Here is a 26,133-nt window from a genome sequence, read left to right as displayed (position 1 = left end):
ACGGCGTGGTGCCGCTCCGAGCACGACCACAGGGGCCTTTTTCGGAGGTCTGTGCACAGGTCGGTGCTAGGCCTCGTCCGAGGGGTGCCGGGCACGCCTAGCGTCCTGGGACATGCAGCCAGAGACCGCGCAGCAGCGCCGCCCCGACCCCTGGCCGTTCGGCCCGGTGCGCGGGTCCGACGGCCCGCCTCCCCCGGACGTCGAACCGGACGAACCAGCCCTGACGGCGACAGCGCACGAGGACGAGGCGCGGACCGAGGCAGACGACCTCGTGGCCCGCCTGCGCGCCCGCCGGTCCACGTCGGGCGTCGCGGCTGCGTACGCGGCGGCGCACGGGCATCCCGCCGATCCCCGGGCCGAGCAGGGCGCCCGCCGGTGGGCCCTGACCGGCACGACGGCGGTGGTCGCCGTCGTGGCCGTGCTCCTGCTCGGGGTGGTCGCGGCAGCGCTCTCGATGCGCGGCGGCGGCGTCGAGGCGCTTGCGCCTGTCGCGGAGAAGGGCCTGGACGGCGGGTCGGCGAGCGCCCCCGCCGCGGACGGCGAGGGCGATCCTGCCGTGCTGCCGGACGCTGTCGCCCCGGACGCCGAGGCCCCAGGCGCGGCGAGCGGCGCGCCGTCGGGCGAGGCCGCGAGCGGCGGCCTGCTGGTTCACGTGGTCGGCGAGGTGGCCCGGCCCGGCTTGGTCACGCTGGCCGACGGCGCCCGGGTGGCCGATGCCGTGGAGGCGGCCGGTGGTGTGACCCGCAAGGGCGACCTGACCGCCGTGAACCTGGCCCGCACCGTGGTCGACGGCGAGCAGCTGTACGTGCCAAAGCCCGGGGAGCCGGTGCCCGGAGTGGCGGGGCCCGGCGGGAGCGGTTCGGCTGCCTCGGGCGCCGGTGCGGGTGGTGCGGCGTCGGGCGCGGCAGGCAGCGGCGGCACCATCGACATCAACACGGCCGATGCCGTCGGCCTGGAGGCGCTCCCCGGCGTCGGGCCGTCGATCGCTCAGGCGATCGTCGAGTGGCGCGAGACGAACGGCGCGTTCGCGAGCGTGGACGAGCTCGACGACGTGCCGGGGATCGGTCCGGCCACCCTGGACGAGCTCCGCGACAGCGCGCGGGTGGGCCCATGACCGACCTCCGGATGGCGCCCGCCGCCCTCGCGGCCTGGGTCGCCGCCTGGCTGCTGACCGGGCCGGGGGAGACCTGGAGCGGCCTCGCGGCCGGGCTGGGCGCGGCCCTCGTGGCGGTGGCGTGCCTGGTGCTGACGGCCGTCCGCCCCGCGGCGCGCGCTCTCCCTGGACGCGCCACCGTCCCGTTGCGCGTCGCGTTCCCCGCGCACGCCGCACTCGTCGCGGCCTGCGTCCTGGCGGTCACGGCGTCCGCCCACGTCCAGCTCGCCGGCCGCGCCCCGCTCGCCGTACTGGCCGAACAGCGGGTGACGGCGACGCTGACCGGCATCGTGGTGTCCCAGCCCGAACCGTTCTCGTTCGCCCCGGGCGCGGGACAGCACCGCTGGGTGCTCGCCGCGCGCACAGCGGACGCCCGCGGGGTCGTGTCGACGGCGCGGGCTCACGTGCAGGTGCTGTCGGACGACGTGCCCCGGTACGGGGCGACCGTGAGCGTCTCGGGCGGACTGCGTCCCGCCGACCCCGGCGCGGCCGAGACGGCCCGCCTGAGCGGGAGCGGCGTCACCGAGATCCGGGCGCCGCCCTCGGCGCTCCGCGGGCTCGACACCCACCGGGCGGCGCTCCTCGACGTGACCGACCCGCTGTCCGCGCAGGCGCGCGGACTGGTGCCGGGTGCCGCGATCGGCGACACCACGCGGCTCCCGGACGACCTGGCCGAGGAGATGAAGGCATCGGGACTCGCTCACATCACGGCGGTCTCGGGTGGGCACTTCGCCGTGGTGGTCACCGTCCTGACCCTGCTCTGCTCGGCGGCCCGGCTGCCGAGACCCGTCCGGGTGCTCGTGGTCGCGCTCGCGTCCCTCGCCTTCGTGCTGCTGGTCCGGCCCGAGCCCGCCGTGCTCCGGGCAGCGGTCATGGCGACGTTCGCCCTCACCGGGGTGGCGCTCGGGCGACCCTCCCAGGCCGTCCCGGCGCTCGCCGCGTCGGTGATCGGGCTGCTGGTGGTCGACCCGTGGCTGGCCCGCTCCTTCGGGTTCGCGCTGTCCGCGGCGGCGACGGCGGGGCTCGTGCTGCTCGCGGCTCCGCTGGCCGCACGCCTGGCGCCCTGGACGGGGGAGGCCATGGCGTTCGCGCTGGCGGTACCGCTCGCCGCGCAGGCCGCGTGCGGACCGGTGCTGGTGCTGCTCGACCCGTCGGTGTCCACGGTCTCGGTGCTCGCCAACCTCCTGGCGGGTCCTGCGCTCTTCCCGGCCACGGTGCTGGGCCTGGTCGCGACGGTGCTCGCACCCTGGCTCCCGGCCGTCGCCGGTGTCGTGGCCTGGCTGGCGAGCGGCGCCACCTGGTGGATCGCCGTGGTCGCGCACCGGAGCGCCACGCTCCCCGGTGCGGCGGCCCCCTGGCCCGGCGGGCCTGCGGGTGCCATCTTGCTGGCCGTGCTCACGGCGGTGGTCCTGTGGGTCGTGCTGCGCCGCGCGCCGCACCCCGGCTGGCCCGAGTCGTGGCGCGCGACAGCGCGGTCCGGCCTGGGCGAGATCAGGCGCGAGATTCGGCGCGGCCCGTGTCCCGGCCGGCGCGACGACCTACGCGAAGGACGTCGGACCAGACGCGACGACCCCCGTGAGCCCCTGCTCGAATCTCTCCTTGCACGACGGCGAACCATGACCCGCGCACGGTTTGCCGTGCTCGTTGCGGCAGCCGCGGCGGCCGCGCTGGTCATCGCCGTCGCCGTGCCACGACTGGCCGCCCGCTCCGGCATGCCGCAGGACTGGCAGGTCGCGGCGTGCGACGTCGGGCAGGGGGATTCGCTCGCCCTACGGACGGGACCGGCGTCGGCCGTGGTGGTGGACGTCGGGCCGGACGGGGCCGCCGCGGGCCGCTGCCTCGACCAGCTCGGCGTCACCCGGGTGGACCTGCTCGTGCTCAGCCACTTCCACGCGGACCACGTCGGCGGCCTCGGCCCGGTGCTCGCCGGACGCGAGGTCACGTCAGCGCTGGTGTCCCCGGTGCCCGAGCCCGCCGGGAGCGCCGTCGCTGTCGAGGCGGAGCTGGCCGCCGCCGGCGTGCCGGTCCGCACCGCGCGGACCGGCGACCGGGGAACTCCGGGGAGCCTCGCCTGGCAGGTGCTGCAGGCGGGCGCCGGGTCGGGCGCGAACGACTCGAGCGTCGTGCTCGCCGCCCGGGTCGCGGGGCTGGACGTGCTGCTGCTGGGCGACCTGGAGGACGCGGGCCAGGCCGCCCTGGTACCGCTGGCCGGGCGCGCCGACGTGGTGAAGATGGCCCACCACGGCTCCGCGGTCCAGTCCCGGGCACTCGCGGAACGGGTACGTCCCGCGGTCGCCCTCGTGTCGTCCGGCCGCGACAACGAGTACGGGCACCCCACGGACGAGGCGCTCGACCTCTACACCGGGGTCGGCGCGGCGGTGGTGCGTACGGACGAGTGCGGCACGGTCGCGCTCGTCGTCCGCGGAGGGGAGGTGTCGCTGGCCGGCTGCTGAGCGAGGGTCTCGCCCCAGGTCACGTACGCACCGGCGGAGCCGCGCGACACTTCCCGAAACGTTGCGGATCCTGCCCGCGCACTTAACGTGGGGGGTGAAAGACGGGAAGCCCCGTCATCACGTACCAGGGGGCAACGTGGTCGAACCAGGACTAACCGCCCGGCGGCACCGCCGGATCATCGCGGTGACAGCAGCAGTGGCACTTCTCGTCCCGGCGGCGGCGTTCAGCGCCGCCGGCCGGGACCAGGTCGGGGCGCAGCTCCAGCTCCAGCAGGAGCTGCTGGGGCAGTCGGTCGTCACCGACGTCGACGAGGCGGACCAGGTGGTCCGGGTCGACACCGCGCAGGACCCGGGGGCCGCGGAGGTGTGGCTGGACGAGTCGGCCGAGGTGCTGGACGGCTGGACCGTCGTCGTGGGCGGGACGGATTCCCTCTCCGGCGAGGAGCGTGCCGAGCTCGACCAGCAGGAGTCCGCGACCGACACGCCGCCGGACGCCTCGTGCCCGGAGCTCCCGGAGGGGCCGCGCTCGGAGGACGGGTCGACCACGCCCGTGCTGGGCTGCGGCACCGGCCAAGACGTCCAGCTCACCGCGGGCGCGGCGCCCGCGACCGAGGGCGGACCGACCCGGACCCTGGGGACCGCCGTCGACGACGTGCTCGCGTCCTACCTGCCGGGCGCGGACCTCGCCGCCACGAAGGTGCACCTCACCAAGGGTGAGGCCACGGTCGACGTCGCTGCCGGGTTCGAGCAGGCGCTGTCCGACGCCGGGGTCTACCCGGGCGACGTCTGGCAGGCGCTGCTGTTCACGGCGTACAGCAACGGTGCCGTCGACTCCGTGAGGTTCACGCTCGACGGGGACTGCCTGGCCTTCGCATACGCGACCGGTGGCGACATGTGCGCGTCGACCGACCTGCCGATCGACCTGGGCTGAGGGGGCGACGATGCGTACGACGTACCGACGGCTCGTCTCCGTGCTCACCGCCCTGCTCGTCGGCGCCGCGGGTCTGGTGGCCGCGGCCCCGCCGGCGTCCGCGGACGTGACCTACGTGCCGGACGACTGGAACGGCAAGGTGATCTACCTGTCCCAGGCGTGCCACGACCGAGGGGACACGGTCTGCCACGACAACACGGGGTGCAAGGGCTTCAGCGAGAACCGCAACTCCTACAAGCTCGCGATGTCGACCATCCGGGGCGGTGACACGAACCACCTGAGCCTCCTGGAGCGGGGCTACAAGGTGGTCCGGGGCAACGGCCTGACCAGGAAGAACATCGCCAGCTCGAACCGGGTCGGCGCCGACCTGCACGTCCCGCTGCACTCCAACGCCATCAGCGCCGCCTGCGAGTCCAAGCAGCCCGCGTCGCGGTACGGCACGCACGCGATGTACGTGTCGGGAGCGGGCAAGAAGTGCGCGGGCGAGATCGTGAAGCGGGTCGGCGCGAGCAGCCCCGGCACGAACGACACGCGCCAGTACCGTACCGACCTGGGTGAGCTCAACCAGACGAACGCCGTGGCGTGCTACCTGGAGCAGGAGTTCCACGTGTGGCAGCGGGGCACCAACTGGATGCACGACCGCGGCGCCTGGAGCTGGCGGCTGGCGGGCGCCATCGACGTCTACATGGGGTACCCGTGATCCGCGCGCGCGGCGTCGCGCCGCTCGCCGCCCTCGTCACGGCACTCGTCCTGCTGGCCGGGTGCACGGCGCCCCCGACGGCTCCGGACGGGTCCGGCCCTTCGGGAGGCGGCGGGGCGACGTCGAGCCCGTCCCCGTCGAGCACCCAGGACACCACGGACGGCCAGGACGGCGAGGACGGCGCCGACGAGCCCGCCATCACGGTCCGGGCCACCGGCAGCGCGTGGCTCGTGCGGGGCACGGGCTTCGAGGGCCGCAACCAGTACCTGGTCCAGTGCACGGGCGGCACGACGACGGGGGCGAGCGCCCTCGACGAGTGCGACATGTCGACCAGCGAGCAGGTGGTCGCCGACGGAAGCGGCCGCTTCTCCGCGACCCGCCAGGCGCGGGCGTTCGTCAACATCGGCTCGGTCTCCGAGGTGGACTGCACGGACGACCCGTGCGCGCTGGCCGTCGCCGACCTGTCGGACCGGGTGCTCGCGGCGGCCGACGCGCCGCTGCCCGGCGGCGCCGAGCCGCCGGACGCGCCCACGCTGGAGCTGTCCGAGCAGCGGTTCGGCGCCGACTCCGGCCGGGTCACCGTCACCGGGGCGGGCTACGCCGCGGGTGCCACGGTGCGGATCGTGCAGTGCGCGACCGCGCCGGGCGGCGGTGTCGACGGTGACGACTGCCTGTACGACGACGGGAAGCGCGTGGTCGCCGACCGCACGGGCACCGTCGTCACGCGGCTCCGGGTCGAGCGGGAGATCAAGCTCGTCGACGGGGGGACCGCGGACTGCGCCGAGGAGGGGGCCTGCGTGGTCGCGAACGCGTGGACCGACGGCGGCCGGATGTCCCTGGCCGACCTGGTCTGGGAGTAGGTGCGGGGCGAGGACGGTGTCGGTGTCGCGTGGCAGGCTGTGTCCGTGCCTCCTGCGACCCGACGCCGAACCGCCACCGCTCCCGCCGGCCGGAGCTGGGACGAGCCCACCGTGGCTCCCATCGTCCTGGTGCGCGGCGCGGAGCCGCTCCTGACGGAGCGCGCGGTGGACGGCGTCGTGCGGCTCGTGCGCGAGCGCGACCCCGACGTCGAGAAGGTAGAGCTGGAAGGGGCCACGTACGGCACCGGCCAGCTCATGGTCGCGGCGAGCCCGTCCCTGTTCGGCGAGGCCAAGGTGGTCGTGGTCCGCTCCTCCGAGTCGGGCACCGAGGACCTGATGGCCGACCTCATCGCGTACGTCGGCTCCCCGGACGAGGAGACCACGGTCGTCGTCGTGCACGGCGGGGGGCAGCGCGGCAAGAAGATGCTCGACACCATCACGTCCTCGGGGGCGCCGGTCATGGTCTGCGAGCCCGTGACGAAGGACGCCGAGAAGGCGTCGTTCGTGGTGGGGGAGTTCAAGGCGGCCCGACGCCGGGCGGACGCCGAGGGCGTGCGTGCCCTGGTCGACGCGCTCGGCAGTGACCTGCGCGAGCTCGCCGCGGCCTGCTCGCAGCTCGTCGCCGACACCACGGGCACGATCACCGCGAGCACGGTCGACCGGTACTACGGCGGCCGGGTCGAGGCCACGGGCTTCCGGGTGGCCGACGCCGCGGTCGCCGGCGACGCCGGTGGCGCCGTCGCCCTGCTGCGGCACGCGCTGGACACCGGTCTCGACCCCGTGCCGATCGTGGCGGCCCTGGCGCTGCGCCTGCGAAACCTCGCCAAGGTCGCGTCGATGCGGGGCGGCGGGCTGTCGGCGCGCGACCTGGGCATGGCGCCCTGGCAGGTGGACCGCGCCCGCAAGGACCTGCGCGCCTGGACGCCGGAGGGGCTCGCGGCGGCGATCTCCGCCGTCGCGCAGGCCGACGCCGACGTGAAGGGCGAGGCCCGGGACACCGTGTTCGCCGTCGAACGCGCGGTCATGACGATCGCCCGCTCCCGCCGCGCGTGACCCGCTGGGCGGGCGCCGTCGCGAAGTGCTCCTCTACCCAGTCATTGGGCCCGGAATCAGCGCGATTCCGGGCCCAATGACTGGGTAGAAGCGCACCTCGGCGCGGCCCCGCGTCCAGGGGTACCCCGTCGCCGTCAGCGCGCGCCGTCGGCGCATACGAAAGACGCCGTCCGCCCGAGGGCGAACGGCGTCCGACGAAGTGTGCTCAGAGAGCAGCGACCGACTTCGCGATGGCCGACTTGCGGTTCGCGGCCTGGTTCGCGTGGATGACGCCCTTGGCGACAGCCTTGTCGAGCTTGCGCGACGCGGTGGCAAGGGCGACCGTCGCGGTCTCCTTGTCGCCGGCTGCGACGGCCTCGCGCACCTTGCGCACGTGGGTCTTCAGCTCCGACTTGACGGACTTGTTGCGCAGACGAGCCTTCTCGTTCGTCTTGATGCGCTTCATCTGGGACTTGATGTTTGCCACGAGTGGACTTCCTGGTGTGTTCGCCTGACGGCGAGCGGATAGGTCGTAGAGGGCGGTCACAGCTCCGGGACTGGGGTGGGGACCCGTGGAGAGGAGCTGGGACTGTGCCCGCCGACCTGGGCGGACACGCGACCTCCAAGGTTACCAGAGGGCGGGCCCTCCGGCGGGGCGCCAGAATGTGACTCCGGCGACGGCAGGCATCGACCGGTAAAGGGCTCCTGACGAGGCACCATAGAATTCGGCTATGAGTACCAGGACGCTCCGGGGCCGTTTCCAGTGGACCGTGGTGGTCCCCATCCTTGCCCTGGTGCTCCTCGTCGCCACGTGGAGCAACCACGAGCACCCGGTGATCCTCTCGGCGATCGGGGCAGCGCTGGTCGGCGCCGTCCTCGCCGCGGTGCACCACGCGGAGGTGGTGGCCCACAAGGTCGGCGAGCCGTTCGGCTCCCTCATTCTCGCGGTCGCGGTGACCGTGATCGAGGTCGGCCTGATCCTCATGCTGATGAGCAGCGGCGGCGAGGCCGCGAGCACCTACGCCCGCGACACCGTCTTCGCCGCCGTGATGATCACCTTCAACGGCATCGTCGGCCTGTCCCTGCTGGTGGGGGCGAGCAAGCACCACCTGGTCAGCTTCAACGCCTCGGGCACGGGGTCCGCGCTGGCCACCGTGGTGGCGCTGGCCGGGGTCACCCTGGTCCTGCCCAGCTTCACGACGTCGGCCGAGGGCGGCGCCTACACCGCCTTCCAGCTCGGCTTCGCCGCGGTGGCGTCGCTGCTGCTGTACGGCGCGTTCGTGTTCACGCAGACCGTCCGGCACCGCGACTTCTTCCTGCCCGTCTCCAGCGACAAGTACGGCCGGATGACCGGGCTCCTCGACGAGGACGGCGACAGCCACGCCGACCCGCCTCCCGCCAAGGAGGCGTGGTTCAGCCTCGGGCTGCTGGTCGTCGCGCTGGTCTCCGTGGTCTTCCTGGCCAAGATGCTCTCGCCGACCATCGAGTACGGGGTCAAGGCCGCCGGCCTGCCCTACACCGTCGTCGGTGTGGTGATCGCGCTGCTCGTGCTCGCGCCCGAGTCGATCGCCGCCGTCCGCAACGCGCTGCGCAACCGCGTGCAGACCAGCCTCAACCTCGCCTACGGCTCCGCCATGGCGTCGATCGGCCTGACCATCCCGACCATCGCCGTCGCGATGATCTGGATGGACGGCCCGCTCACGCTCGGCCTCGAGCCGACCCAGATGGTGCTGCTCGCGGTCTCGGTCGTCGTGGCGATGCTGAGCATCACCCCGGGCCGGGCCAAGACGCTTCAGGGCGTGGTGCACCTGGTGCTGCTCGCCGCGTTCCTGGTGGTCTCGGTCCAGCCGTAGCCAGCCCCAGCCCGCCGCAGCCCTCAACGTGTCAGACCCTCAGGTCACCCGGGTGACCTGAGGGTCTGACACGTCTCGGACGTGCGTCAGAGCGCGGCGTCAGGGGGCAGGGTCAGAGCGCGCCGGTGACCCTGTCGAAGATCGCGCGGTCCAGGATCGCGCCCTCGCGGCGGACGGCGTCCGGGTGGATGCGGATCACGCGGTTCAGGCGCACCTCGGACGGGCGGCCGGAGCTGTCCCAGCCGCCGGAGCCGATGTCCATCCAGCGGCGTCCGGCGCGGGCCTCCTGCTCGGCGTCCCGGTCGTGGTCCTGGCTGGTGAGCTGCAGCGCGAGGAGCCAGGGCCCGTCGTTGCCCACGATCAGGACCGGCCGGTCCTTGCCCTGGCTGTGATCTTCCTCATAGGGAACCCACGACCAGACGACCTCGCCGGGGTCGGGCTCGCCGTCCAGCTCCGGGCGGTAGACGGGCTTGACCTTGCCCTCGAAGTCGCCCGGGTAGCCGTCGGTCTCGGGGACGTCGCGGCCCGACGGCCGAGGCGCCCGCGGCGTCGGCCGGTCGCCCGACGGCCGGGAGCCGGCGGGCCTGTCACCGCCGGAGCGGCTGTCGTTCTGGTCGCCGAGGGCACGGGCCACGGCCTCGACGACGTCGCCGAGCAGCTTGATCCACGGGTTCTGGTTCACGCAGGGCAGGGTAGCCCGACGTCGGCCCGCGAGCAGGCGGGCCGACGCCGGGCGGGGCGCCCCGGGCCCGGGCCGGAGCGAGCCGACGCCGCGGTGCGTGGCTCAGGTCAGGTCGAGCGCCCGGTCCATGTACTTCACGACCTCGTTGAACCTGGCCTCGTCCAGCACGTCGCCCTCGCGGCGCACGTCGTCGGGGTCGATGCGGATGACGCGGTTGATCTGCACCTCCGACTCCCGGCCCGAGCGGTCCCACTTGCCGGTGCCGACGTCCATCCAGATACGTCCGGCGCGCGCCTCGTCGAGCAGGTCGTCGCGGTCGTGGTCCTGGCTGGTGAGCTGGAGGCCCAGCAGCCAGGGTCCGTCGTGGCCCACGAGCAGCACCGGACGGTCCTTGCCCTGGCTGTGGTCCTCCTCGAACGGGACCCAGGTCCAGACCACCTCGCCGGGGTCCGGCTCGCCGTCGAGCTGGGGGTGGTAGACGGGGTGGACATCGCCCTCGTAGTCGCCGGGGTAGCTGTTCTCTGATGCGAAGGTCACGCCTGGAACCGTACCGGAACGGGTTAACCGCACATCCGAGACTTACCGCCGTCGGGCCGCCCTGCGCAGGCTCACCCCGCGCTCGCCCGCGCGAACTCCGCCAGCTCCGCCGCCATGGGCCCCGGCTCCCAGCTGTGCATCGCGCCCGGCATCTCCTTCTCGGTGCCCTTCGGCGCCTGCGCCACGATGCTCGCCGCGGCCACGGGCATCTCGGGGAACGTCTCCGTCCCGTACATCGCCAGGACCGGGACCGTGACGTCGAGCGTGCCGTCCTCCAGCGCGCGCTGTGCCCACGCGAGCGACTGGGCGTCGGCCCGGTAGGCGGCCACCACGCTCGCGAGCGCCGGCCAGGCGGGGGAGGCCTCCATCCCGGCGAGCCACTCCGGCGGCATGTCCTTCATGTAGTGCCGCATGGCGTTCTCGGTGTCGCCGGCGTCGAGCAGGCGCTCGATCTCGTCGGCCCACGCCTGCGTCGTCGCGGCGGGGTCGCCCAGCGGCGCCTCCCAGAGGGCGAGGCCCGTGACGGGCAGCCCGGCCTCGGCGGCCCGGAGGCTCACGGAGCAGCCGGACGAGTGCCCGACCAGGACGGCGGACCCGCCCGCGACCTCGATCATCGCGGCCACGGCGGCCAGCTCGCGGTCCAGGCCGAGGCGCCCCTCGGCGGGGCTCTCCCCGCGCCCGAGCCGGTCGAACGTCACGGTGGTCAGGCCGGCGTCGGCGGCGAGCCGGGCGGTCTCGGCGGTGACCGGGTCGTCGGCGCGGTCCGGTCCCGCGCCCGTCACGAAGACGAGGGCGGGCCCGGTGCCGCGCAGGTCGTAGGCGACACGGTCGCCCTGGCTGGTGGTCGCGTAGTCAGTCATGACGGTCCGACGACGGTGCCGCGGGGAACTCATCGGTCGGGGTAAATGTGCTGGCTCGCCGGTCGGGCCGGCTGCCACGGTGTGCCCATGCGCCTTCATGACGACGAGTTCGTCTCCACGCCCGACCTCGTGCGCCGGTTGGTCGTCGCCCAGCAGCCGCAGTGGGCCGGGCTGACCGTGCGGCCCGGGCCGCAGGGCGGCACCGATCACCACCTGTTCCGGCTCGGCGACGACCTGCTGGTCCGGATGCCCAAGATCGCCTGGGCGCAGGACCATGCGCTCGCCGACGCGCGCTGGCTCCCGCTCCTCGCCGCACACCTGCCGGTCGAGATCCCCGCGCCCCTGGCGGTGGGGGAGCCCGGCGAGGGCTTCCCGTACCGCTGGTCGGTGGTGCCGTGGCTGGAGGGCGAGCCGCCCGTGACCGGCGGGCTCGGCGCCGACGCCACCCGTGACCTGGGCGAGGTGGTCGCCGCCCTGCGCACCGTGCCCACCGACGGCGGGCCCGTCAAGGAGGGCACGTCCCGCGGCGTCCCGCTCTCCCGCCTGGACGACGACGTCCGCGCGGCGATCACCGCCTCCGGCAACCGCATCGACGGCCCGGCCGTCACGAAGGTGTGGGAGAGGGCGCTCGACGCCCGCCCGGCGGCGGAGCAGACCTGGCTGCACGGCGACCTGCTGCCCGGCAACCTGCTGGCGCGGGACGGTCGGCTCACCGGCGTCATCGACTGGGGCGCCATGGGCGTGGGCGACCCGGCCGCCGACCTGATCCCCGCCTGGGGCCTGCCCCTGGCGGACGCCGAGCGCGCCGACTTCCGCGCCACGGCCACCGCCGGCCTCGCCGACCCCGACGACGCGTGGCAGCGCGGGCGCGGCTGGATGCTGGTGCAGGCCGTCATCGCCCTGCCCTACTACTGGGACCGCTGGCCCGCCTTCGCCCGCGCGAGCCAGGCCCGGGCCGCGGCGGCCGTGGCGAACTGACGCGGACTCACGGCACGATCGGCTGCGCCAGGGCCGCCTCGAGGTCGGCGCGGTCGCCCGTCACGACGAGCCCCGCCTCGTCCGGCGTCAGGCGGCGCCACAGCGTCAGCGCGAGCGCCTCGGCCGTGCCGGCGACGAGGACGTCGGGCGCCACCTCGTCCGCGCGCTCGCCCGGGGCGCCGAGCACCCACAGGGGCGCGCCGGGCAGGTCGGTCGCCACGAGCGAGACCGGGAAGCGGAGCGGCTCCATGCGCCCCAGGCCGACCTGACGGGGCTGGAACACGGTGACGACCTCGTCGACGGCGTCGGCCCAGACCTCGGGCTCGGCGCCGACCAGGCCGATCGACGGTTGGCCCTCGCCGGCGGCCAGCAGGTCGTGCAGGTGCACGAGGGTCTCGTGGGTCTGCCGGCGGTGCCAGAACCGCACCGGGCCGGGTCCGAGGGGCTTCGGATGGGCCAGGACCCGGCAGTCGGCCGCGGGGTCGAGCTCCCCGAACGTCTCGCGCAGCAGGGCTGCCTGCGCGGCGTAGTGCGGGGCCAGGTCGAAGGGACCGTCGCCGAGGGCCTTGCCCTTGACCCCGCGGGCGTTGCCCGCGGCCCAGTGGTGCACGTCCGCGAGGTGCACCACGAGCTCGCGCACGGTCCAGTCGCCGCAGGCGGGGATGCGCGCGTCGGGGTCTGCGTCGGGCACCGCGGCGAGGAACGCGTCCTGGAACCGGGCCAGCAGCGACAGGTGGTCGAGGGTCATGCGCCGAAAGGTACCGCGCCCCACCGACACCCTCGCACCGCCCGCACGGCGGACCACGCGCGGAGCGGTACGCCGGGCAGGACCACCCTCCGGATGACGACTTCGTCGCACCGTGGAACCGTAGAACCGGCTCCGTCGTTCTCCACGCGATGCGCACGGCGCATCCGGCCGGAGACCTCCGGTCCGAGACACGAACCGCACCACGACAAGTGAAGGATCATGGACCCCGACAGTCATAGTCCCGGCCCGAACGCACGTCTCCGCACCGCCGAGGGGAGGTGGATGCGTTGACCTGGGTGATCTCCCTCCTGCTGGGGGTCGTGGTGATCCTGGCGATCACCGCCGTGACGGGTTACTTCGTCGCGCAGGAGTTCGCGTACATGGCGGTCGACCGCGCACGTCTCGCGGCCCGCTCCGAGGCCGGCGACGCGGGGGCACGGCGTGCGCTCGGCGTGACCCGGCGCACCAGCTTCATGCTCTCGGGCGCGCAGCTCGGCATCACCGTCACCGGCCTGCTCGTCGGCTACGTCGCCGAACCGCTCGTCGGTGAGGCGCTGGGCGAGGCCCTGGGTGGCGTCGGCGTGCCGATGGGCACCGGCGTCGCGATCGGCACCATCTTCGCGCTCGTCCTCTCGACGCTCGTCCAGATGCTGTTCGGCGAGCTCGTCCCGAAGAACCTCGCCATCGCGCGTCCGGAGCCGGTCGCGCTGTGGCTGGCCCGCTCGACGACCATCTACCTGGCCGTCTTCGGCTGGCTCATCAAGGTGTTCGACGCCGCGTCCAACGCGCTCCTGCGCCTGCTGCGCATCGAGCCCGTGCACGACGTCGAGCACTCGGCCACCGCCCGCGACCTGGAGCACATCGTCGCGGACTCCCGTGCCAGCGGCGACCTGCCCGGCGACCTGTCGGTGCTGCTGGACCGCATCCTCGACTTCCCGCGCCAGGACGTCGAGCACGCCATGATCCCGCGCGCCCGCGTGGGCGTGGTGCACAGCAAGGACACGCTCGCGCAGGTGCGCGAGCTGATGGCGGCGGGCCACTCCCGCTACCCGGTGGTGGACGACGACGGCGAGGTCACCGGTGTCGTGCACCTGACCGACCTGCTCGCGGCGCCGTCGTCGGAGACCACGGTCGCGGAGCTGCTGCGCCCCGCGCTCGTGCTGCCCACCTCGATGGCGCTGCCCGACGCGCTGCGGGAGCTGTCCTCCACGCGCAACCAGATGGCGTGCGTCGTGGACGAGTACGGCGGCTTCGCCGGCGTGCTGACCGTCGAGGACCTCGCCGAGGAGCTCGTCGGCGAGATCACCGACGAGCACGACGACGAGATCGACCCCGTGACCGCGGCGTCGGACGGCGTGTGGGTCATGGCCGGCGACGTGCACCTCGACGAGGTCGAGCGCGCCGTCGAGCGCGACCTGCCGGAGGGCGACCACGAGACGATCGCGGGCCTCGCCATCGCCGTGCACGGCTCGCTGCCCGCGGCGGGCGACGTCGTCGACGTCGCGCTGCCCACGGACCCCGCCACCCTGGTGGCGTCCGAGCCGCCGCCCGCGGAGGTGCTCCGGATCGAGGTGCTCGACGTGGAGCGGCACGTGCCGTCCCACGTCCGGGTCACCGTCGTCGAGGCGCCCCCTGAGGACGAGGCGGAGACCCCCGCCGGCCACCACGCAGGTTCCGCGAACGAGGAGACCCGATGAGCAACCCCTGGGTCGTCCTCGCCGCGACCGTCCTGATCATCGCGCTGAGCGCGTTCTTCGTGGCCGTGGAGTTCGCGCTCCTGGCCGCCAAGCGGCACCGCCTGGAGGACGCCGCACCGACCAGCCGCTCCGCGCGGGCGGCGCTGCGCAGCGCCAACGAGCTGACCGTGCTCCTGGCCGGTTCGCAGCTCGGCATCACGGTGTGCACCCTGGCGCTCGGTGCCATCACCAAGCCGGCCGTGCACCACTGGCTCACGCCCGTGTTCGAGACGTGGGGCGCGCCCTACTGGGCCGCCGACGTCGCGGGCTTCGTGCTCGCCCTGATCATCGTCACGTTCCTGCACCTCGTGGTGGGTGAGATGGCGCCCAAGTCGTGGGCCATCGCCCACCCCGAGGCCAGCGCGACGATGCTGGCGCTGCCGATGCGGGCGTTCATGGTCGTGACCCGGCCGGTGCTCGTGGCGCTCAACGGCGCCGCGAACTGGTGCCTGCGGCGCGTCGGCGTCGAGCCGGCGGACCAGGTCGCCTCCGGGCAGAACCCGGAGGACCTGCGGCACCTCGTCGAGCACTCCGTGAGCGTGGGCGCGCTCGACCTGGCCTACTCGACGCAGCTCTCGGGCGCGCTCGACCTGCGCCGCCTGACGGTCGAGGACCTGCTGGCCGACCACGCGGCGCCGTCCGCCGTCGGCCACCACGCGACGGCCGCGCAGGTGCAGGAGGCGTCCCGCGCCTCCGGCCACCTGCGCATCCTCGTGCAGGGCGAGGGCGGGCGGCCGGAGGGCGTGGTGCACGTGCGCGACACGCTCCTGCTGGCCGACGACGCGCCCGTCACGGACGTGACGCGGCCCGTGTTCGAGCTGGCCGCGGACGTGCCGCTGCACACCGCTCTGACGAGCATGCGCGAGACGGGCAACCACCTCGCCGTCGTGCCGCGGTCGGACGCCGACGGGCCGGACGGGCCCGCGGCGGACTTCGGCGTGGTCACCCTCGCCGACGTGCTGCGGCGCCTCCTGCCGCGCACGACGGCGGGCCAGCCGGTCTGACGGTGCCGACGCGGTGCCGGGCGCTCAGTCGCCCGGCACCGCGTCGTCGTCCAGCACCGCGTCGACCTCCCGGAGGAACGCGGGCAGGTCGCCCGGGTCGCGCGACGTGACCAGCGGGAACCCGGCGCCGTCGTCGCGCACCACCTCCTGGTCCACCCAGGTACCGCCCGCGTTTCGGATGTCGGTGGCCAGGGACGGGTAGCTCGTGAGCGTGGCGCCCTTGACCCGGCCGGCCTCCACGAGGGCCCACGGGCCGTGGCAGATCGCCGCGATCGGCCGGCCGGAGGAGGCGAACGCCTCGACGGCGGCCACCGCGTCAGGTCGCAGGCGCAGTGCGTCCGCGTTGAGGGTGCCGCCCGGCACCAGCAGCAGGTCGAAGCCCGCGGTGTCGACGTCGTCGATGGTGGTGTCCGGCCGGACCGTCTCGCCGGGTTTCTCGTCGCTCACCAGGGTGCGGACGTCGCCCGGCTGCGCCGCGGCGACGGTCACCACCGCCCCGTGGTCGCGCAGGTGCCGTACGGGCACCAGGAGCTCGTCCTGCTCGACGCCGTAGTTGGTCACGATGGCCAGGACTTGCCTGCTGGTCAGGTGCGCCATGGTTCTCCTCCGTCGACGGGGTGTCGCTGTCCCGCGACCGTAAGCACGACCGCGCCCCGCTCGCACGGGACGTGGGAGAATGACGGTTGGCCCCGCCTGGCCACGATCCTGACGACCTCACCCTGACGACGGAGCGAGAACGCTTTGCCCATCCCCGGTCCTGCGCTCACGGCGCGCATCCAGCCGAATGCCACCGCGCCCGAGCTGATCCGCAACTTCTGCATCATCGCGCACATCGACCACGGCAAGTCGACCCTGGCCGACCGCATGCTCCAGCTCACGGGTGTCGTCGACGCGCGCGCCATGCGCGCCCAGTACCTGGACCGGATGGACATCGAGCGCGAGCGCGGCATCACCATCAAGTCGCAAGCGGTCCGGATGCCGTGGGAGCTCGACGGCACGCCGCACGCGCTGAACATGATCGACACGCCTGGCCACGTCGACTTCACGTACGAGGTCTCCCGGTCGCTCGCCGCCTGCGAGGGTGCCGTGCTGCTGGTCGACGCCGCGCAGGGCATCGAGGCGCAGACCCTGGCCAACCTGTACCTGGCCATGGAGAACGAGCTCGAGATCATCCCGGTCCTGAACAAGATCGACCTCCCCGCCGCCCAGCCGGAGAAGTACGCGGAGGAGCTGGCGAACCTCGTAGGCTCCGACCCGGCGGACGTGCTCAAGGTCAGCGGCAAGACGGGCGTGGGCGTCGAGGCCCTGCTCGACCGCATCGTGCAGCGCGTCCCGGCCCCGGTCGGCGACCCGAACGCCCCGGCGCGCGCCATGATCTTCGACTCGGTCTACGACACCTACCGCGGCGTCGTCACGTACGTGCGGGTGGTCGACGGTGACCTGAACCCGCGCGAGAAGATCGCCATGATGTCGACGAAGGCCACGCACGAGCTCCTGGAGATCGGCGTCAGCGCGCCCGAGCCGCACCCGACCAAGGGTCTGGGCGTCGGCGAGGTGGGCTACCTGATCACCGGCGTGAAGGACGTGCGCCAGTCCAAGGTCGGCGACACCGTGACCAACGCGGCCAAGCCCGCCACCGACGCGCTCGGCGGCTACAGCGACCCCAAGCCCATGGTGTTCTCGGGCCTGTACCCGATCGACGGCTCGGACTACCCGGTGCTGCGCGACGCCCTGGACAAGCTCAAGCTCAACGACGCCGCGCTCAACTACGAGCCCGAGACGTCGGTGGCCCTCGGCTTCGGCTTCCGCGTGGGCTTCCTCGGCCTGCTGCACCTCGAGATCGTGCGCGAGCGCCTGGAGCGCGAGTTCAACCTCGACCTCATCTCCACCGCCCCGAACGTCATCTACGACGTGACGCTGGAGGACAACACCCAGGTCGAGGTGACCAACCCGTCGGAGTTCCCCGGGGGCAGGATCAAGGAGGTCCGCGAGCCCGTCGTCAAGGCCACGATCCTCACCCCGGCCGAGTTCGTCGGCGCCGTCATGGAGCTCTCGCAGTCCAAGCGCGGCGACCTGCAGGGCATGGACTACCTGTCCGAGGACCGCGTCGAGATGCGCTACCACCTGCCGCTCGCCGAGATCGTCTTCGACTTCTTCGACCAGCTCAAGTCCAAGACCCGCGGCTACGCGTCCCTGGACTACGACACGTCCGGCGACCAGGTGGCCGACCTCGTCAAGGTCGACATCCTGCTGCAGGGCGAGCAGGTCGACGCGTTCAGCGCCATCGTGCACCGGGACAAGGCGTACTCCTACGGCGTCATGATGACGGCGAAGCTCAAGGAGCTCATCCCGCGTCAGCAGTACGAGGTGCCCATCCAGGCCGCGATCGGCGCGCGCGTCATCGCCCGCGAGACCATCCGCGCCATGCGCAAGGACGTGCTCGCCAAGTGCTACGGCGGCGACATCAGCCGGAAGCGCAAGCTGCTCGAGAAGCAGAAGGAGGGCAAGAAGCGCATGAAGAACATCGGCTCCGTCGAGGTGCCGAAGGACGCGTTCATCGCCGCGCTCTCCTCGGACTCGGACGGCCCCAAGGACAAGAAGAAGTAGGTGCCCGCACTTCCCCCCGGCATCCCCGTGCCCGACGACGGCGGGCTGCCCGCCTGGGCGCGCCCGTCGGGTGCGGTCGCCACCGCCGCGCCGTTCGGCGTGTACGTGCACGTGCCGTTCTGCACGGTGCGCTGCGGCTACTGCGACTTCAACACCTACACGGCGTCCGAGCTGGGCGGCGGCGCGAACCAGGCCGCCTACGCGACCACCGCGCTGCGTGAGGTCTCGCTCGCGCGCCAGGTGCTGGCCGACGCCGGACGGACCCCCGCAGCGGTCTCGACCGTCTTCTTCGGCGGCGGCACGCCGACGATGCTCCCCGCCGAGGACCTCGCACGGGTGCTGACCGGCATCGGGGACGCCTGGGGCCTGGCTGACCCTTCGACAGGCTCAGGGCAAGCTGTCGAGGTCACCACGGAGGCCAACCCGGACTCCGTGACCCCCGAGTCGCTGCGCGTGCTGGCCGACGCCGGCTTCACGCGCGTCTCGTTCGGCATGCAGTCCGCCGTGCCGCACGTCCTGGCGACGCTGGAGCGCACCCACGACCCGCTGCGCATCCCCGACGTCGTGCGGTGGGCCAAGGACGCCGGGCTGGACGTGTCCCTGGACCTCATCTACGGCACGCCCGGCGAGTCCCTGGATGACTGGCGCACCAGCGTCGAGGCGGCGCTGGCCACCGGCGTCGACCACGTGTCCGCGTACGCGCTGGTGGTGGAGCCCGGCACGAAGATGGCCGCCCAGGTGCGCCGCGGCGAGGTCACGCTGCCCGACGAGGACGACCAGGCCGCCAAGTACGAGCTGGCCGACGACCTGATCACCGCGGCCGGCCTGCGCTGGTACGAGGTGTCGAACTGGTCCCGGCCGGGGCACGAGTGCCGGCACAACGTGGGGTACTGGCGGGGTGACGACTGGTGGGGCGTAGGTCCCGGAGCGCACAGCTACGTGTCGGCGCCGTCGTCGTCGGTGCCGGCTCCGGCGCCTGATGCGGCGTCGGGCGAGACGACGACGGACGGCGAGCCCAGCGGCGAGCCGCCCGCCGGCGTCCGCTGGTGGAACGTGAAGCACCCCCGCGCCTACGCGACCCGCCTGGAGGCCGGGCACAGCCCGGGCGCCGGGCGCGAGCTGCTCACCCGCGAGGAGGCGCACCTGGAGCGCGTCATGCTCGGCGTGCGGCTGCGCGAGGGGCTGGACCTCGGCGTGCTCTCGGCGCCCGGCCGCACCGCGGTGGCGGGACTCGTGGCCCGGGGGCTGCTCGACGGGCACGCCGCCGTCGGCGCGGGCGGGGTGCCCCCGCGCGCCCTGCTGACGCGGCGCGGGCGGCTGCTCGCGGACGCCGTCGTGCGCGATCTGACGGCCTGATTTCCCCGCCCTTTTCCTTGCGCTTTCTCGCGTACGAGGGCTTTTTCGTTTGTTTGCGTGCCTGGTGAAATCGTCGATATCTTGTGCTGTTCATACCGTTACGGAGGCGGCTCGGTCCCGCCTGACAAGGGGCACGCGCATGAGCAACACCTATGGCGGCTGGCACCCGCAGGACTCCTCTCCCGGACAGCCGCCCTACGGACAGCCTCCCCACGGACAGCCTCACGGCCAGCAGCAGCCCTACGGCCAGCAGCCGCAGCAGGACCCGTACGGCCAGGTCCCGCAGAGCGGCCAGGCCGGCCAGCCGCTGGACCCGTACGGCCCGCGTGACCCGTACGGCCGCCCCGCCAACCCCTACGGGCGGCCGGACTACCAGCCCCCGCAGTATCCGCACGGCGGCTTCCAGCAACAGGCCGCGCCGCCCCAGCAGCCCCTGGCCCTGAGGCCGGTCGAGGCGGAGCCGGAGCCCCGCCCCGACGACGCGCCCCCCACCATCGGCCGGGCCTGGGGCTGGGCCTGGGGCGCATTCGGCGCGAGCTGGGGCACCTGGGTGCTGATGAGCCTGGCGCTCGGCGCGGCGCAGATCGCGGTGGTCCTCCTGTTCAGCCCGTCCACCCTGGACGGGCTGATGAACTCCACCGACCAGGCCGCGCTCGACGCCGCGCAGGCCGCCGGCCAGACGCTGGAGGCCAAGGCGCTGGGCGCGGCGGGGACCGCGATCACCTTCCTGCTGCAGGCCCTCCTGTACGCGGGCGCCCTCGCGGCGACCCGCACCCGCACGGTCCGGATCAGGGACTTCTTCTTCCTGCGCGGTTTCGGTGGCCTGCTGGCGTACGCGCTGCTCGCCGGGGTGATCGGCTTCGTCAGCGCCGCCGTGCCCGTGGTGGGCGGGCTGATCCAGGCGGTCTGCACACTGCTGCTGCTCCCGGTGCCCTTCCTGCTGCTGCGGCGGGTGGGCTTCGGCCGGGCGCTCGGGGGCGGCGTCGGCCTGGTGCTCTCCCACCTGGGGACGGCGCTCGGCGTCTTCGGGATCTTCGCCGGGCTGGCGATCGCGTCGATCTTCACGTGCGGGATCGGCCTCGTCGTGGTCGCCCCGGTGATGCTGCTGGTGGGGGCGTATCTGGTCCAGCGGTGGACCGGCGAGACGGTCCGGTCCTGACCCGCTGGTAACAACTCGGCAATTGCACATGCGGACATGCGGAGAAAAGGTGAAGGTGGCTACGGACACTGACGCATGACCTAGGGGAGCCCATGAGCGAGAACACTCCGCAGAACCCGTACGAGCCGAGCTCCGGCGGTCCCACGCCGCCGCAGAACCCGTACGGATCGAGTGCCGGCGGCCCGACGCCGCCCCAGGACCCGGCGGGTCCGGCCCAGCCGGCCGGCCCCGCGCAGCCGGGTGTGCCCGCGCAGCCGGGTCCCGCACAGCCGCCGCCCTACGGCGGCGCCACGCAGCCGCCCCCTTACGGTGGCGCGGGCCAGCCGCCGGCGTACGCCGGTCAGGGCTACGGGACGCAGCCGTCCGCGCCGTTCGCCGTCGGCGAGGCGCTGAGCTACGGGTGGAAGCGGTTCACGGGGAACTGGCTGTTCTGGGTGCTGTTCATCCTGCTCTCGTTTGCCGTGAGCGCGATCTTCAACGCCGGAAACTTCGGCGACTACCAGGAGATCAACCAGGCCGCGATGCGCGGCGACATCAGCAGCTCCACCGCGAACGGGGTGTCGTTCGGCAGCTCGCTGCTCGGGCTCGTCGGCTCGCTGATCAACTCCGTGCTCGGCGCCCTCGGGATCAACGCCGCGCTGCGTGAGGCCTCCGGCGAGAAGGCGACCTGGGGCACGCTCTTCAAGGTCAACAGCTACCCGATGATCATCCTGACGGCGCTGCTGCTCCTGGTGGCGGGCTTCGTGGGCGTGCTGCTGTGCGGCCTGGGCCTCATCGCCCTGGCGATCTTCGCGCCGTTCACCTACCACAACGTGGTCGACCGCAACCTGAACGCCTGGGACGCGCTGACCGGATCGTTCCGCCTGGTGGGGAAGAACTTCGGCTCGGTGTTCCTGCTCGAGCTCGCGCTCCTGGGCATCAACATCGTCGGTGCCCTGGTCTGCCTCGTGGGCCTGTTCGTCACCATCCCGCTCTCGCTGCTGACGCTGGCCTTCGCGTTCCGCCGGCTCACCGGCGGCCCGGTCGCGGCCATCGGGGCCGGCCCCGCGCCGGCCGGTCCCGCCCCGGCGGGCCCCGCCGTGGCCTGACGCCCGGCCGCGAGACGCTCGCGACACGGTCGCGAGACACAAGAACGACCATGCACCTGCTGCCGGTCCCGGACTCCGGCCGGCAGCAGGTGCATGGTCGTTCTGCGTCGCGCTGGTCCTACTTGATGAAGCGGATGTTCACCGGGTAGCGGTAGGGCGCGCCCTTACCGTTGGCGACGGCCGCCAGGATCATGAACACGATCGCGGCGATGAACGCCAGGTACACGATCCCGCCGATACCGAACGTGATGCCGGTGATGATCGCGGCGGCGACCTGCGCGATGGCCATGGTGATCTGGAAGTTCAGGGACTCCTTGGCCTCCTGGTCGACGAACCGGCTGCGGTCCTTGAGGACCAGCCAGATCACCAGGGGCGCGATGAACGACAGGAGGAACGGGCCGACCTGGGCCAGCACGGTCCACATGCGCTCGTCCGACGGCGTGAGCGGCTGCGGCTGGTACTGGCCGCTGTAGGCGGGGCCCGCCTGCGGGGGACCCTGGTAGGGCGACTGCCCGGGCTGCGGGTTGGGCGTCCCGTAGGCGGGGCCGTCCTGCGGCTGCGGGGCTGCGGGGCCGGGCGTCGGCTGCTGCGGCGCCGGGCCGGGCTGCTGAGGAGACTGCGGCTCCTGCGGGTTTTCGGACATATGCCCAACCGTAGAGGCTGCGCCTTACGAGATGGTCACGAAATCGATAAGTTCTTCGACACGTCCCAGCAGGGCGGGATCGAGGTCCCGGAAGTCGCGCACGGTGCCCAGGATGCGCTGCCAGCCACGGGCGACGTCTGCCTGCGTCTCCGCAGGCCAACCCAGGGAACGCAGGATGCCGAGCTTCCACTCGGTGCCGCGGTCGATCACGGGCCAGCGCTCCAGCCCGAGCCGCTCGGCGCGCACCGCCTGCCACACGTCCACATAGGGGTGGCCCAGCACCAGGACGGTGCCCGTCGGGACGGTGCGCAGCGCCTCGTCGGTGAGCCGCTGCTCCTTCGAGCCGGGCACCAGGTGGTCCACCAGCACGCCGACCCGGCGCTCGGCGTCGGGCCCGAACTCGGCGAGGCGTTCGGCGAGGTGGTCCACGCCGTCGAGCATCTCGACGACGACGCCCTCGACCCGCAGGTCGTCGCCCCAGACCTTCTCCACGAGCTCGGCGTCGTGCTTGCCCTCGACCCAGATGCGGCTGCCGCGGGCCACGCGCGCGCGGGCGCCGTGCACCGCGACGGAGCCGGAGGCCGTGCGTGTGGGCTGCGCGGGGGCGCGGTTCACGACGGGCGCGGTGAGCACGACGGGCTTGCCCTCGACCCAGAACCCCGGGCCGAGCGGGAAGGTGCGGGTGCGGCCGCGCCGGTCCTCCAGGACGACGACGTGCATGCCGCCCGACTTCTCGACGCGCACGATCGCGCCCACCCAGCCCGTCTCGACCTCCTCGACCACGAGGCCCAGCTCGGCGGGCGTGGGCTGCGACGTCGGCCGCCGCCCTCGCTGCGCGCCGGGAAACTGGGGGGAGAGCACGTCGGACCCATACCGTTCGTCGACCACCCGGTGAGCCTAGGTCGCCCCCCTCGCTGAGTGCTGGATATTCGCCCCTCCGGAGTGTCATCCAGGGCGAATATCCAGCACTCAACGAGGGGGGCGGGGTTTGCGCGGTGCCCGGCACGGTCAGGCGGCGCGCGGGCGGATGGCGTCGGCCGCCTTGGCTCGGCTCGCGCGCTCGGCGGTGCGCCGAGCGGCGGCCTGCCGGCGGGCGGCGTCCTTCTGCTCGCGGGCCATGCGGGCCCGCTCGTTGCGCTGGTCGAGCTCCCGCTCGTTGCGGCGGTACTCGGCGTAGTCCGAAAAGCCGAACATGGTGGTTCCTCCTGGTGTCGCCCCGGCCACTCGCCGGCGGTGATTCCAGGTTTGTCTGTGAGGTACGTCGCCCGGATCGGGCGGTCGCCGCATCTTTCGCGACGGGTTCGTGCCACGGGCTGGGCGCGCCTAAGGCATCGCCCTATGCTCGGTGCTCAGCCGTCGGCGAACGGTAGGACGCGCAGGTCAGCGGCGGGTTCTGCCGGGCAGGACCGGGTGTGCGGTACGGGCGGCGCCGCCGTGCGGCGGGTCGGGGACCCGGCCGGTCGCGCACGCCGCGTAGGATTGGCACTCGGTCGGTGAGAGTGCTGGAAGGCAGTGTCGGAGAGCGGGCCGGAACCCGGGTACACGTCCCGGACGTTCTACCTGGGGACGGAGGTGAGCGCGGTGAGCGAGGAACGCAGGCTCGATGTCCTGCGGGCGATCGTGGAGGACTATGTCCGCACGCGTGAACCCGTCGGCTCGCGCATCCTGACGGAGCGCCACCAGCTCGGCGTATCGCCCGCCACCGTGCGCAACGACATGGCGGCACTGGAGGAGGCCGGGCTCATCGCCCAGCCCCACACGTCCGCCGGTCGCATCCCCACCGACAAGGGCTACCGCCTCTTCGTCGACCAGCTCGCGGAGGTGCGGCCCCTGTCCGTGCCCCAGCGGCGCGCCATCGAGACGTTCCTGTCCCAGGCCGTCGACCTGGACGACGTCGTGGCGCGCGCCGGGCGGCTCATCGCCCAGCTCACCGGGCAGGTCGCCGTCGTGCAGTACCCGTCGCTGCGCCGGTCCGGGCTGCGGCACCTGGAGCTCGTGCCCACGGCCGAGGGCCGGCTCCTCGTCGTCGTCATCACGGACACCGGCCGGGTGGAGCAGCGCTTCCTCGACGTCCCCGTCGACCTGGACGACGGGACGCTCGGCGAGCTGCGCGCCCGCCTGAACGCCGCGACCGCCGGCCGCCGCCTCGCCGACATCGGCGACGCGTTCGCCGGCGTCGCCGAGGCCATGGCGCCCGAGCACCGGCCGCTGGCGACCGCCGTGGCCGAGGTGGTCACCGCCGCGCTCGGCGAGGAGAGCGAGGAACGCATCGTGCTGACCGGCCAGGCCAACCTGGCGCGGTCGAGCATGCGGTTCGAGCAGGGGCTGCGGCCCGTCCTGGAGGCGCTCGAGGAGCAGGTCGTCCTGCTCGGTCTCCTCACCGACATGACCGACGACGCCGGGGTGGCGGTGAGCATCGGCCACGAGAACCGGCTGGCGGGACTGGCGGAGACCTCCGTCGTCACGTCCGGCTACGGCTCGTCCGACGGCGACACCGTCGCGATCCTGAGCTCGATCGGCCCCACCCGTATGGACTATCCGGGCACCATCGCCGCGGTGCGCGCCGTCGCGCGCTACCTGTCACGAGTGCTGCCCAGCTAGATACTCAACTCATCACGAAGAGAGACCTGTGACCGACTACTACGAGATTCTCGGTGTTCCGCGCGACGCCTCGCCCGAGCAGATCAAGAAGGCATACCGCAAGCTCGCCCGTGAGCTGCACCCGGACGTGGCCGGCGACGTGGGCGAGGACCGGTTCAAGGACGTCGCGCGCGCGTACGAGGTGCTCTCCAACCCCGACAAGCGCCAGCAGTACGACATGGGCGTGGACCCCACGTCCCCCGGTGGCGGCGCGGGCGGCGGCTTCGGCGCCGGGTTCGGGTTCCAGGACATCTTCGAGACCTTCTTCGGCGGCGGGCAGCCGACCGGGCCGGTCCCGCGCGCCCGGCGCGGCAACGACGCGCTCGTGCGCCTCGACCTCGACCTCGCCGAGGCCGTGTTCGGCGCCAAGCGCGAGATCCAGGTCGACACCGCGGTGGTCTGCAACACCTGCGGTGGCGACGGCGCGCGGCCGGGCACCCACGCCCGCACCTGTGACGTCTGCCAGGGCCGCGGCTCCGTGCAGCGCGTCGCCCGCTCGTTCCTCGGCCAGGTCATGACCAACCAGCCGTGCTCCGCCTGCGGCGGCTTCGGCACCGTGATCCCCGAGCCCTGCACCGACTGCTCCGGCGAGGGCCGGGTGCGGTCGCGCCGCACCATCTCGGTGAACGTGCCCGCGGGCGTCGACACCGGCACGCGCATCAAGCTCTCCGCGCAGGGCGAGGTGGGCCCCGGCGGCGGCCCCGCCGGCGACCTGTACGTCGAGATCCGCGAGCGCGCGCACGACACGTTCGTGCGGCGCGGCGACGAGCTGCACTGCACCCTCCAGGTGCCGATGACGGCGGCGGCGCTCGGCACCGTGCTCGAGCTCGACACCCTCGACGGCCTGCAGGAGATCGACCTGCGCCCGGGCACGCAGCCCGGCCAGGTCATGACCCTCAAGGGCCTGGGCGTCGGGCACCTGCACTCCAGCGGGCGCGGCGACCTCAACGTGCACATCGAGGTCCATGTGCCCACGTCGCTGGACGAGGAGCAGACCGCGCTCATGCAGCAGCTCGCCACGCTCCGCGGCGAGGAGCGGCCCGAGCCGCGTCTCGCGACGGTCCAGGGCGGCGTCTTCTCGCGCCTGCGCGACAAGCTCAGCGGGCGCTGACC

General features: G+C 73.4%; 25 protein-coding genes. 16 read left to right on the top strand and 9 right to left on the bottom strand.

What is annotated here, in order from left to right:
* The first annotated feature begins 112 nt into the window (after nucleotides 1-112).
* The 6 genes from FHX71_RS29380 (at nucleotide 113) to holA (ending at nucleotide 7,150) form a co-directional block, all read left to right on the top strand.
* Nucleotides 113-1,114: a helix-hairpin-helix domain-containing protein gene (locus FHX71_RS29380; protein WP_246403311.1), complete on the top strand. Its 1,002-nt coding sequence runs from the start codon at nucleotides 113-115 to the stop codon at nucleotides 1,112-1,114.
* Complete coding sequence (locus FHX71_RS17475) at nucleotides 1,111-3,606, top strand: ComEC/Rec2 family competence protein (protein ID WP_182618822.1); 2,496 nt, start codon at nucleotides 1,111-1,113, stop codon at nucleotides 3,604-3,606. Before FHX71_RS29380 ends, FHX71_RS17475 begins: the two co-directional genes overlap by 4 nt.
* 184 nt (nucleotides 3,607-3,790) lie before the next feature.
* Nucleotides 3,791-4,537, top strand: a complete 747-nt coding sequence (locus FHX71_RS17470; protein WP_182618821.1) for a hypothetical protein — start codon at nucleotides 3,791-3,793, stop codon at nucleotides 4,535-4,537.
* Between the two features lie 10 nt (nucleotides 4,538-4,547).
* Complete coding sequence (locus tag FHX71_RS17465; RefSeq protein ID WP_182618820.1) at nucleotides 4,548-5,237, top strand: N-acetylmuramoyl-L-alanine amidase; 690 nt, start codon at nucleotides 4,548-4,550, stop codon at nucleotides 5,235-5,237.
* Nucleotides 5,234-6,097 carry a neocarzinostatin apoprotein domain-containing protein gene (locus FHX71_RS30125; protein ID WP_182618819.1) on the top strand — a complete coding sequence of 288 codons (864 nt, stop codon included), beginning with the start codon at nucleotides 5,234-5,236 and terminating at the stop codon, nucleotides 6,095-6,097. Before FHX71_RS17465 ends, FHX71_RS30125 begins: the two co-directional genes overlap by 4 nt.
* Nucleotides 6,098-6,208: 111 nt before the next feature.
* Nucleotides 6,209-7,150 carry a DNA polymerase III subunit delta gene (holA, locus tag FHX71_RS17455; RefSeq protein ID WP_182618818.1) on the top strand — a complete coding sequence of 314 codons (942 nt, stop codon included), beginning with the start codon at nucleotides 6,209-6,211 and terminating at the stop codon, nucleotides 7,148-7,150.
* A 205-nt stretch (nucleotides 7,151-7,355) separates the two neighbouring features.
* On the opposite strand, the gene rpsT is transcribed toward holA, so the two are convergent.
* Nucleotides 7,356-7,616 carry a 30S ribosomal protein S20 gene (rpsT, locus tag FHX71_RS17450; RefSeq protein WP_026365415.1) on the bottom strand — a complete coding sequence of 87 codons (261 nt, stop codon included), beginning with the start codon at nucleotides 7,614-7,616 and terminating at the stop codon, nucleotides 7,356-7,358.
* 244 nt (nucleotides 7,617-7,860) lie between these two features.
* On the opposite strand from rpsT, the gene FHX71_RS17445 reads away from it, so the two are divergent.
* Nucleotides 7,861-8,982 carry a calcium:cation antiporter gene (locus FHX71_RS17445; RefSeq protein ID WP_182618817.1) on the top strand — a complete coding sequence of 374 codons (1,122 nt, stop codon included), beginning with the start codon at nucleotides 7,861-7,863 and terminating at the stop codon, nucleotides 8,980-8,982.
* 112 nt (nucleotides 8,983-9,094) lie between these two features.
* On the opposite strand, the gene FHX71_RS17440 is transcribed toward FHX71_RS17445, so the two are convergent.
* The 3 genes from FHX71_RS17440 to FHX71_RS17430 all read right to left on the bottom strand — a co-directional run bounded on the left by FHX71_RS17440 (nucleotide 9,095) and on the right by FHX71_RS17430 (nucleotide 11,061).
* Entirely contained in the window at nucleotides 9,095-9,664 is a 570-nt protein-coding gene (locus tag FHX71_RS17440; protein WP_312877099.1) for a type II toxin-antitoxin system PemK/MazF family toxin, read from the bottom strand.
* Between the two features lie 102 nt (nucleotides 9,665-9,766).
* A complete protein-coding gene (locus tag FHX71_RS17435; RefSeq protein ID WP_182618816.1) occupies nucleotides 9,767-10,201 on the bottom strand; it encodes a type II toxin-antitoxin system PemK/MazF family toxin in 435 nt (144 codons plus the stop codon).
* A 71-nt stretch (nucleotides 10,202-10,272) separates the two neighbouring features.
* A complete protein-coding gene (locus FHX71_RS17430) occupies nucleotides 10,273-11,061 on the bottom strand; it encodes an alpha/beta fold hydrolase (protein ID WP_182618815.1) in 789 nt (262 codons plus the stop codon).
* 87 nt (nucleotides 11,062-11,148) lie between these two features.
* Here FHX71_RS17430 and FHX71_RS17425 point away from each other — a divergent pair, with 87 nt between their 5' ends.
* A complete protein-coding gene (locus FHX71_RS17425) occupies nucleotides 11,149-12,039 on the top strand; it encodes an aminoglycoside phosphotransferase family protein (protein WP_182618814.1) in 891 nt (296 codons plus the stop codon).
* A 7-nt stretch (nucleotides 12,040-12,046) separates the two neighbouring features.
* Here FHX71_RS17425 and FHX71_RS17420 read toward each other — a convergent pair whose 3' ends face one another.
* Complete coding sequence (locus tag FHX71_RS17420) at nucleotides 12,047-12,787, bottom strand: maleylpyruvate isomerase N-terminal domain-containing protein (RefSeq protein ID WP_182618813.1); 741 nt, start codon at nucleotides 12,785-12,787, stop codon at nucleotides 12,047-12,049.
* A gap of 287 nt (nucleotides 12,788-13,074) precedes the next feature.
* On the opposite strand from FHX71_RS17420, the gene FHX71_RS17415 reads away from it, so the two are divergent.
* Both FHX71_RS17415 and FHX71_RS17410 read left to right on the top strand, forming a co-directional pair.
* Nucleotides 13,075-14,484, top strand: coding sequence for a hemolysin family protein (locus FHX71_RS17415; protein ID WP_182618812.1), 1,410 nt, complete (start codon nucleotides 13,075-13,077; stop codon nucleotides 14,482-14,484).
* Nucleotides 14,481-15,527, top strand: coding sequence for a hemolysin family protein (locus FHX71_RS17410; protein ID WP_182618811.1), 1,047 nt, complete (start codon nucleotides 14,481-14,483; stop codon nucleotides 15,525-15,527). Before FHX71_RS17415 ends, FHX71_RS17410 begins: the two co-directional genes overlap by 4 nt.
* Nucleotides 15,528-15,551: 24 nt before the next feature.
* Here the strand turns inward: FHX71_RS17410 and FHX71_RS17405 are convergent, their stop codons facing one another.
* Entirely contained in the window at nucleotides 15,552-16,124 is a 573-nt protein-coding gene (locus FHX71_RS17405) for a type 1 glutamine amidotransferase domain-containing protein (RefSeq protein ID WP_182618810.1), read from the bottom strand.
* 144 nt (nucleotides 16,125-16,268) lie between these two features.
* Between FHX71_RS17405 and lepA the strand changes: the two genes are divergently transcribed.
* From lepA to FHX71_RS17385, 4 genes are all read left to right on the top strand, one after another.
* Nucleotides 16,269-18,134 carry a translation elongation factor 4 gene (gene lepA, locus FHX71_RS17400; RefSeq protein WP_281383850.1) on the top strand — a complete coding sequence of 622 codons (1,866 nt, stop codon included), beginning with the start codon at nucleotides 16,269-16,271 and terminating at the stop codon, nucleotides 18,132-18,134.
* Complete coding sequence (hemW, locus tag FHX71_RS17395) at nucleotides 18,135-19,490, top strand: radical SAM family heme chaperone HemW (RefSeq protein WP_182618809.1); 1,356 nt, start codon at nucleotides 18,135-18,137, stop codon at nucleotides 19,488-19,490.
* A 139-nt stretch (nucleotides 19,491-19,629) separates the two neighbouring features.
* Nucleotides 19,630-20,649 carry a hypothetical protein gene (locus FHX71_RS17390; RefSeq protein ID WP_182618808.1) on the top strand — a complete coding sequence of 340 codons (1,020 nt, stop codon included), beginning with the start codon at nucleotides 19,630-19,632 and terminating at the stop codon, nucleotides 20,647-20,649.
* 92 nt (nucleotides 20,650-20,741) lie between these two features.
* On the top strand, nucleotides 20,742-21,737 hold the full coding sequence (locus FHX71_RS17385) for a DUF2189 domain-containing protein (protein ID WP_182618807.1): 996 nt from the start codon (nucleotides 20,742-20,744) through the stop codon (nucleotides 21,735-21,737).
* 118 nt (nucleotides 21,738-21,855) lie between these two features.
* Here FHX71_RS17385 and FHX71_RS17380 read toward each other — a convergent pair whose 3' ends face one another.
* From FHX71_RS17380 to FHX71_RS17370, 3 genes are all read right to left on the bottom strand, one after another.
* Nucleotides 21,856-22,380, bottom strand: a complete 525-nt coding sequence (locus tag FHX71_RS17380) for a DUF4870 domain-containing protein (protein ID WP_182618806.1) — start codon at nucleotides 22,378-22,380, stop codon at nucleotides 21,856-21,858.
* Nucleotides 22,381-22,404: 24 nt separating this feature from the next.
* Nucleotides 22,405-23,268 carry a DUF3097 domain-containing protein gene (locus tag FHX71_RS17375; protein WP_182618805.1) on the bottom strand — a complete coding sequence of 288 codons (864 nt, stop codon included), beginning with the start codon at nucleotides 23,266-23,268 and terminating at the stop codon, nucleotides 22,405-22,407.
* A gap of 120 nt (nucleotides 23,269-23,388) precedes the next feature.
* Entirely contained in the window at nucleotides 23,389-23,574 is a 186-nt protein-coding gene (locus FHX71_RS17370) for a hypothetical protein (protein ID WP_182618804.1), read from the bottom strand.
* A 387-nt stretch (nucleotides 23,575-23,961) separates the two neighbouring features.
* On the opposite strand from FHX71_RS17370, the gene hrcA reads away from it, so the two are divergent.
* Both hrcA and dnaJ read left to right on the top strand, forming a co-directional pair.
* Complete coding sequence (gene hrcA, locus FHX71_RS17365; protein WP_182618803.1) at nucleotides 23,962-24,981, top strand: heat-inducible transcriptional repressor HrcA; 1,020 nt, start codon at nucleotides 23,962-23,964, stop codon at nucleotides 24,979-24,981.
* A gap of 28 nt (nucleotides 24,982-25,009) precedes the next feature.
* Entirely contained in the window at nucleotides 25,010-26,131 is a 1,122-nt protein-coding gene (gene dnaJ, locus FHX71_RS17360) for a molecular chaperone DnaJ (protein ID WP_182618802.1), read from the top strand.
* Nucleotides 26,132-26,133: the final 2 nt, after the last annotated feature.

The sequence above is a fragment of the Promicromonospora sukumoe genome (genome assembly GCF_014137995.1).
GTDB lineage: Bacteria > Actinomycetota > Actinomycetes > Actinomycetales > Cellulomonadaceae > Promicromonospora > Promicromonospora sukumoe.
The sequence above is the reverse complement of the archived record's forward strand: the minus strand, read 5'-3'. Positions and strand labels throughout refer to the sequence as shown.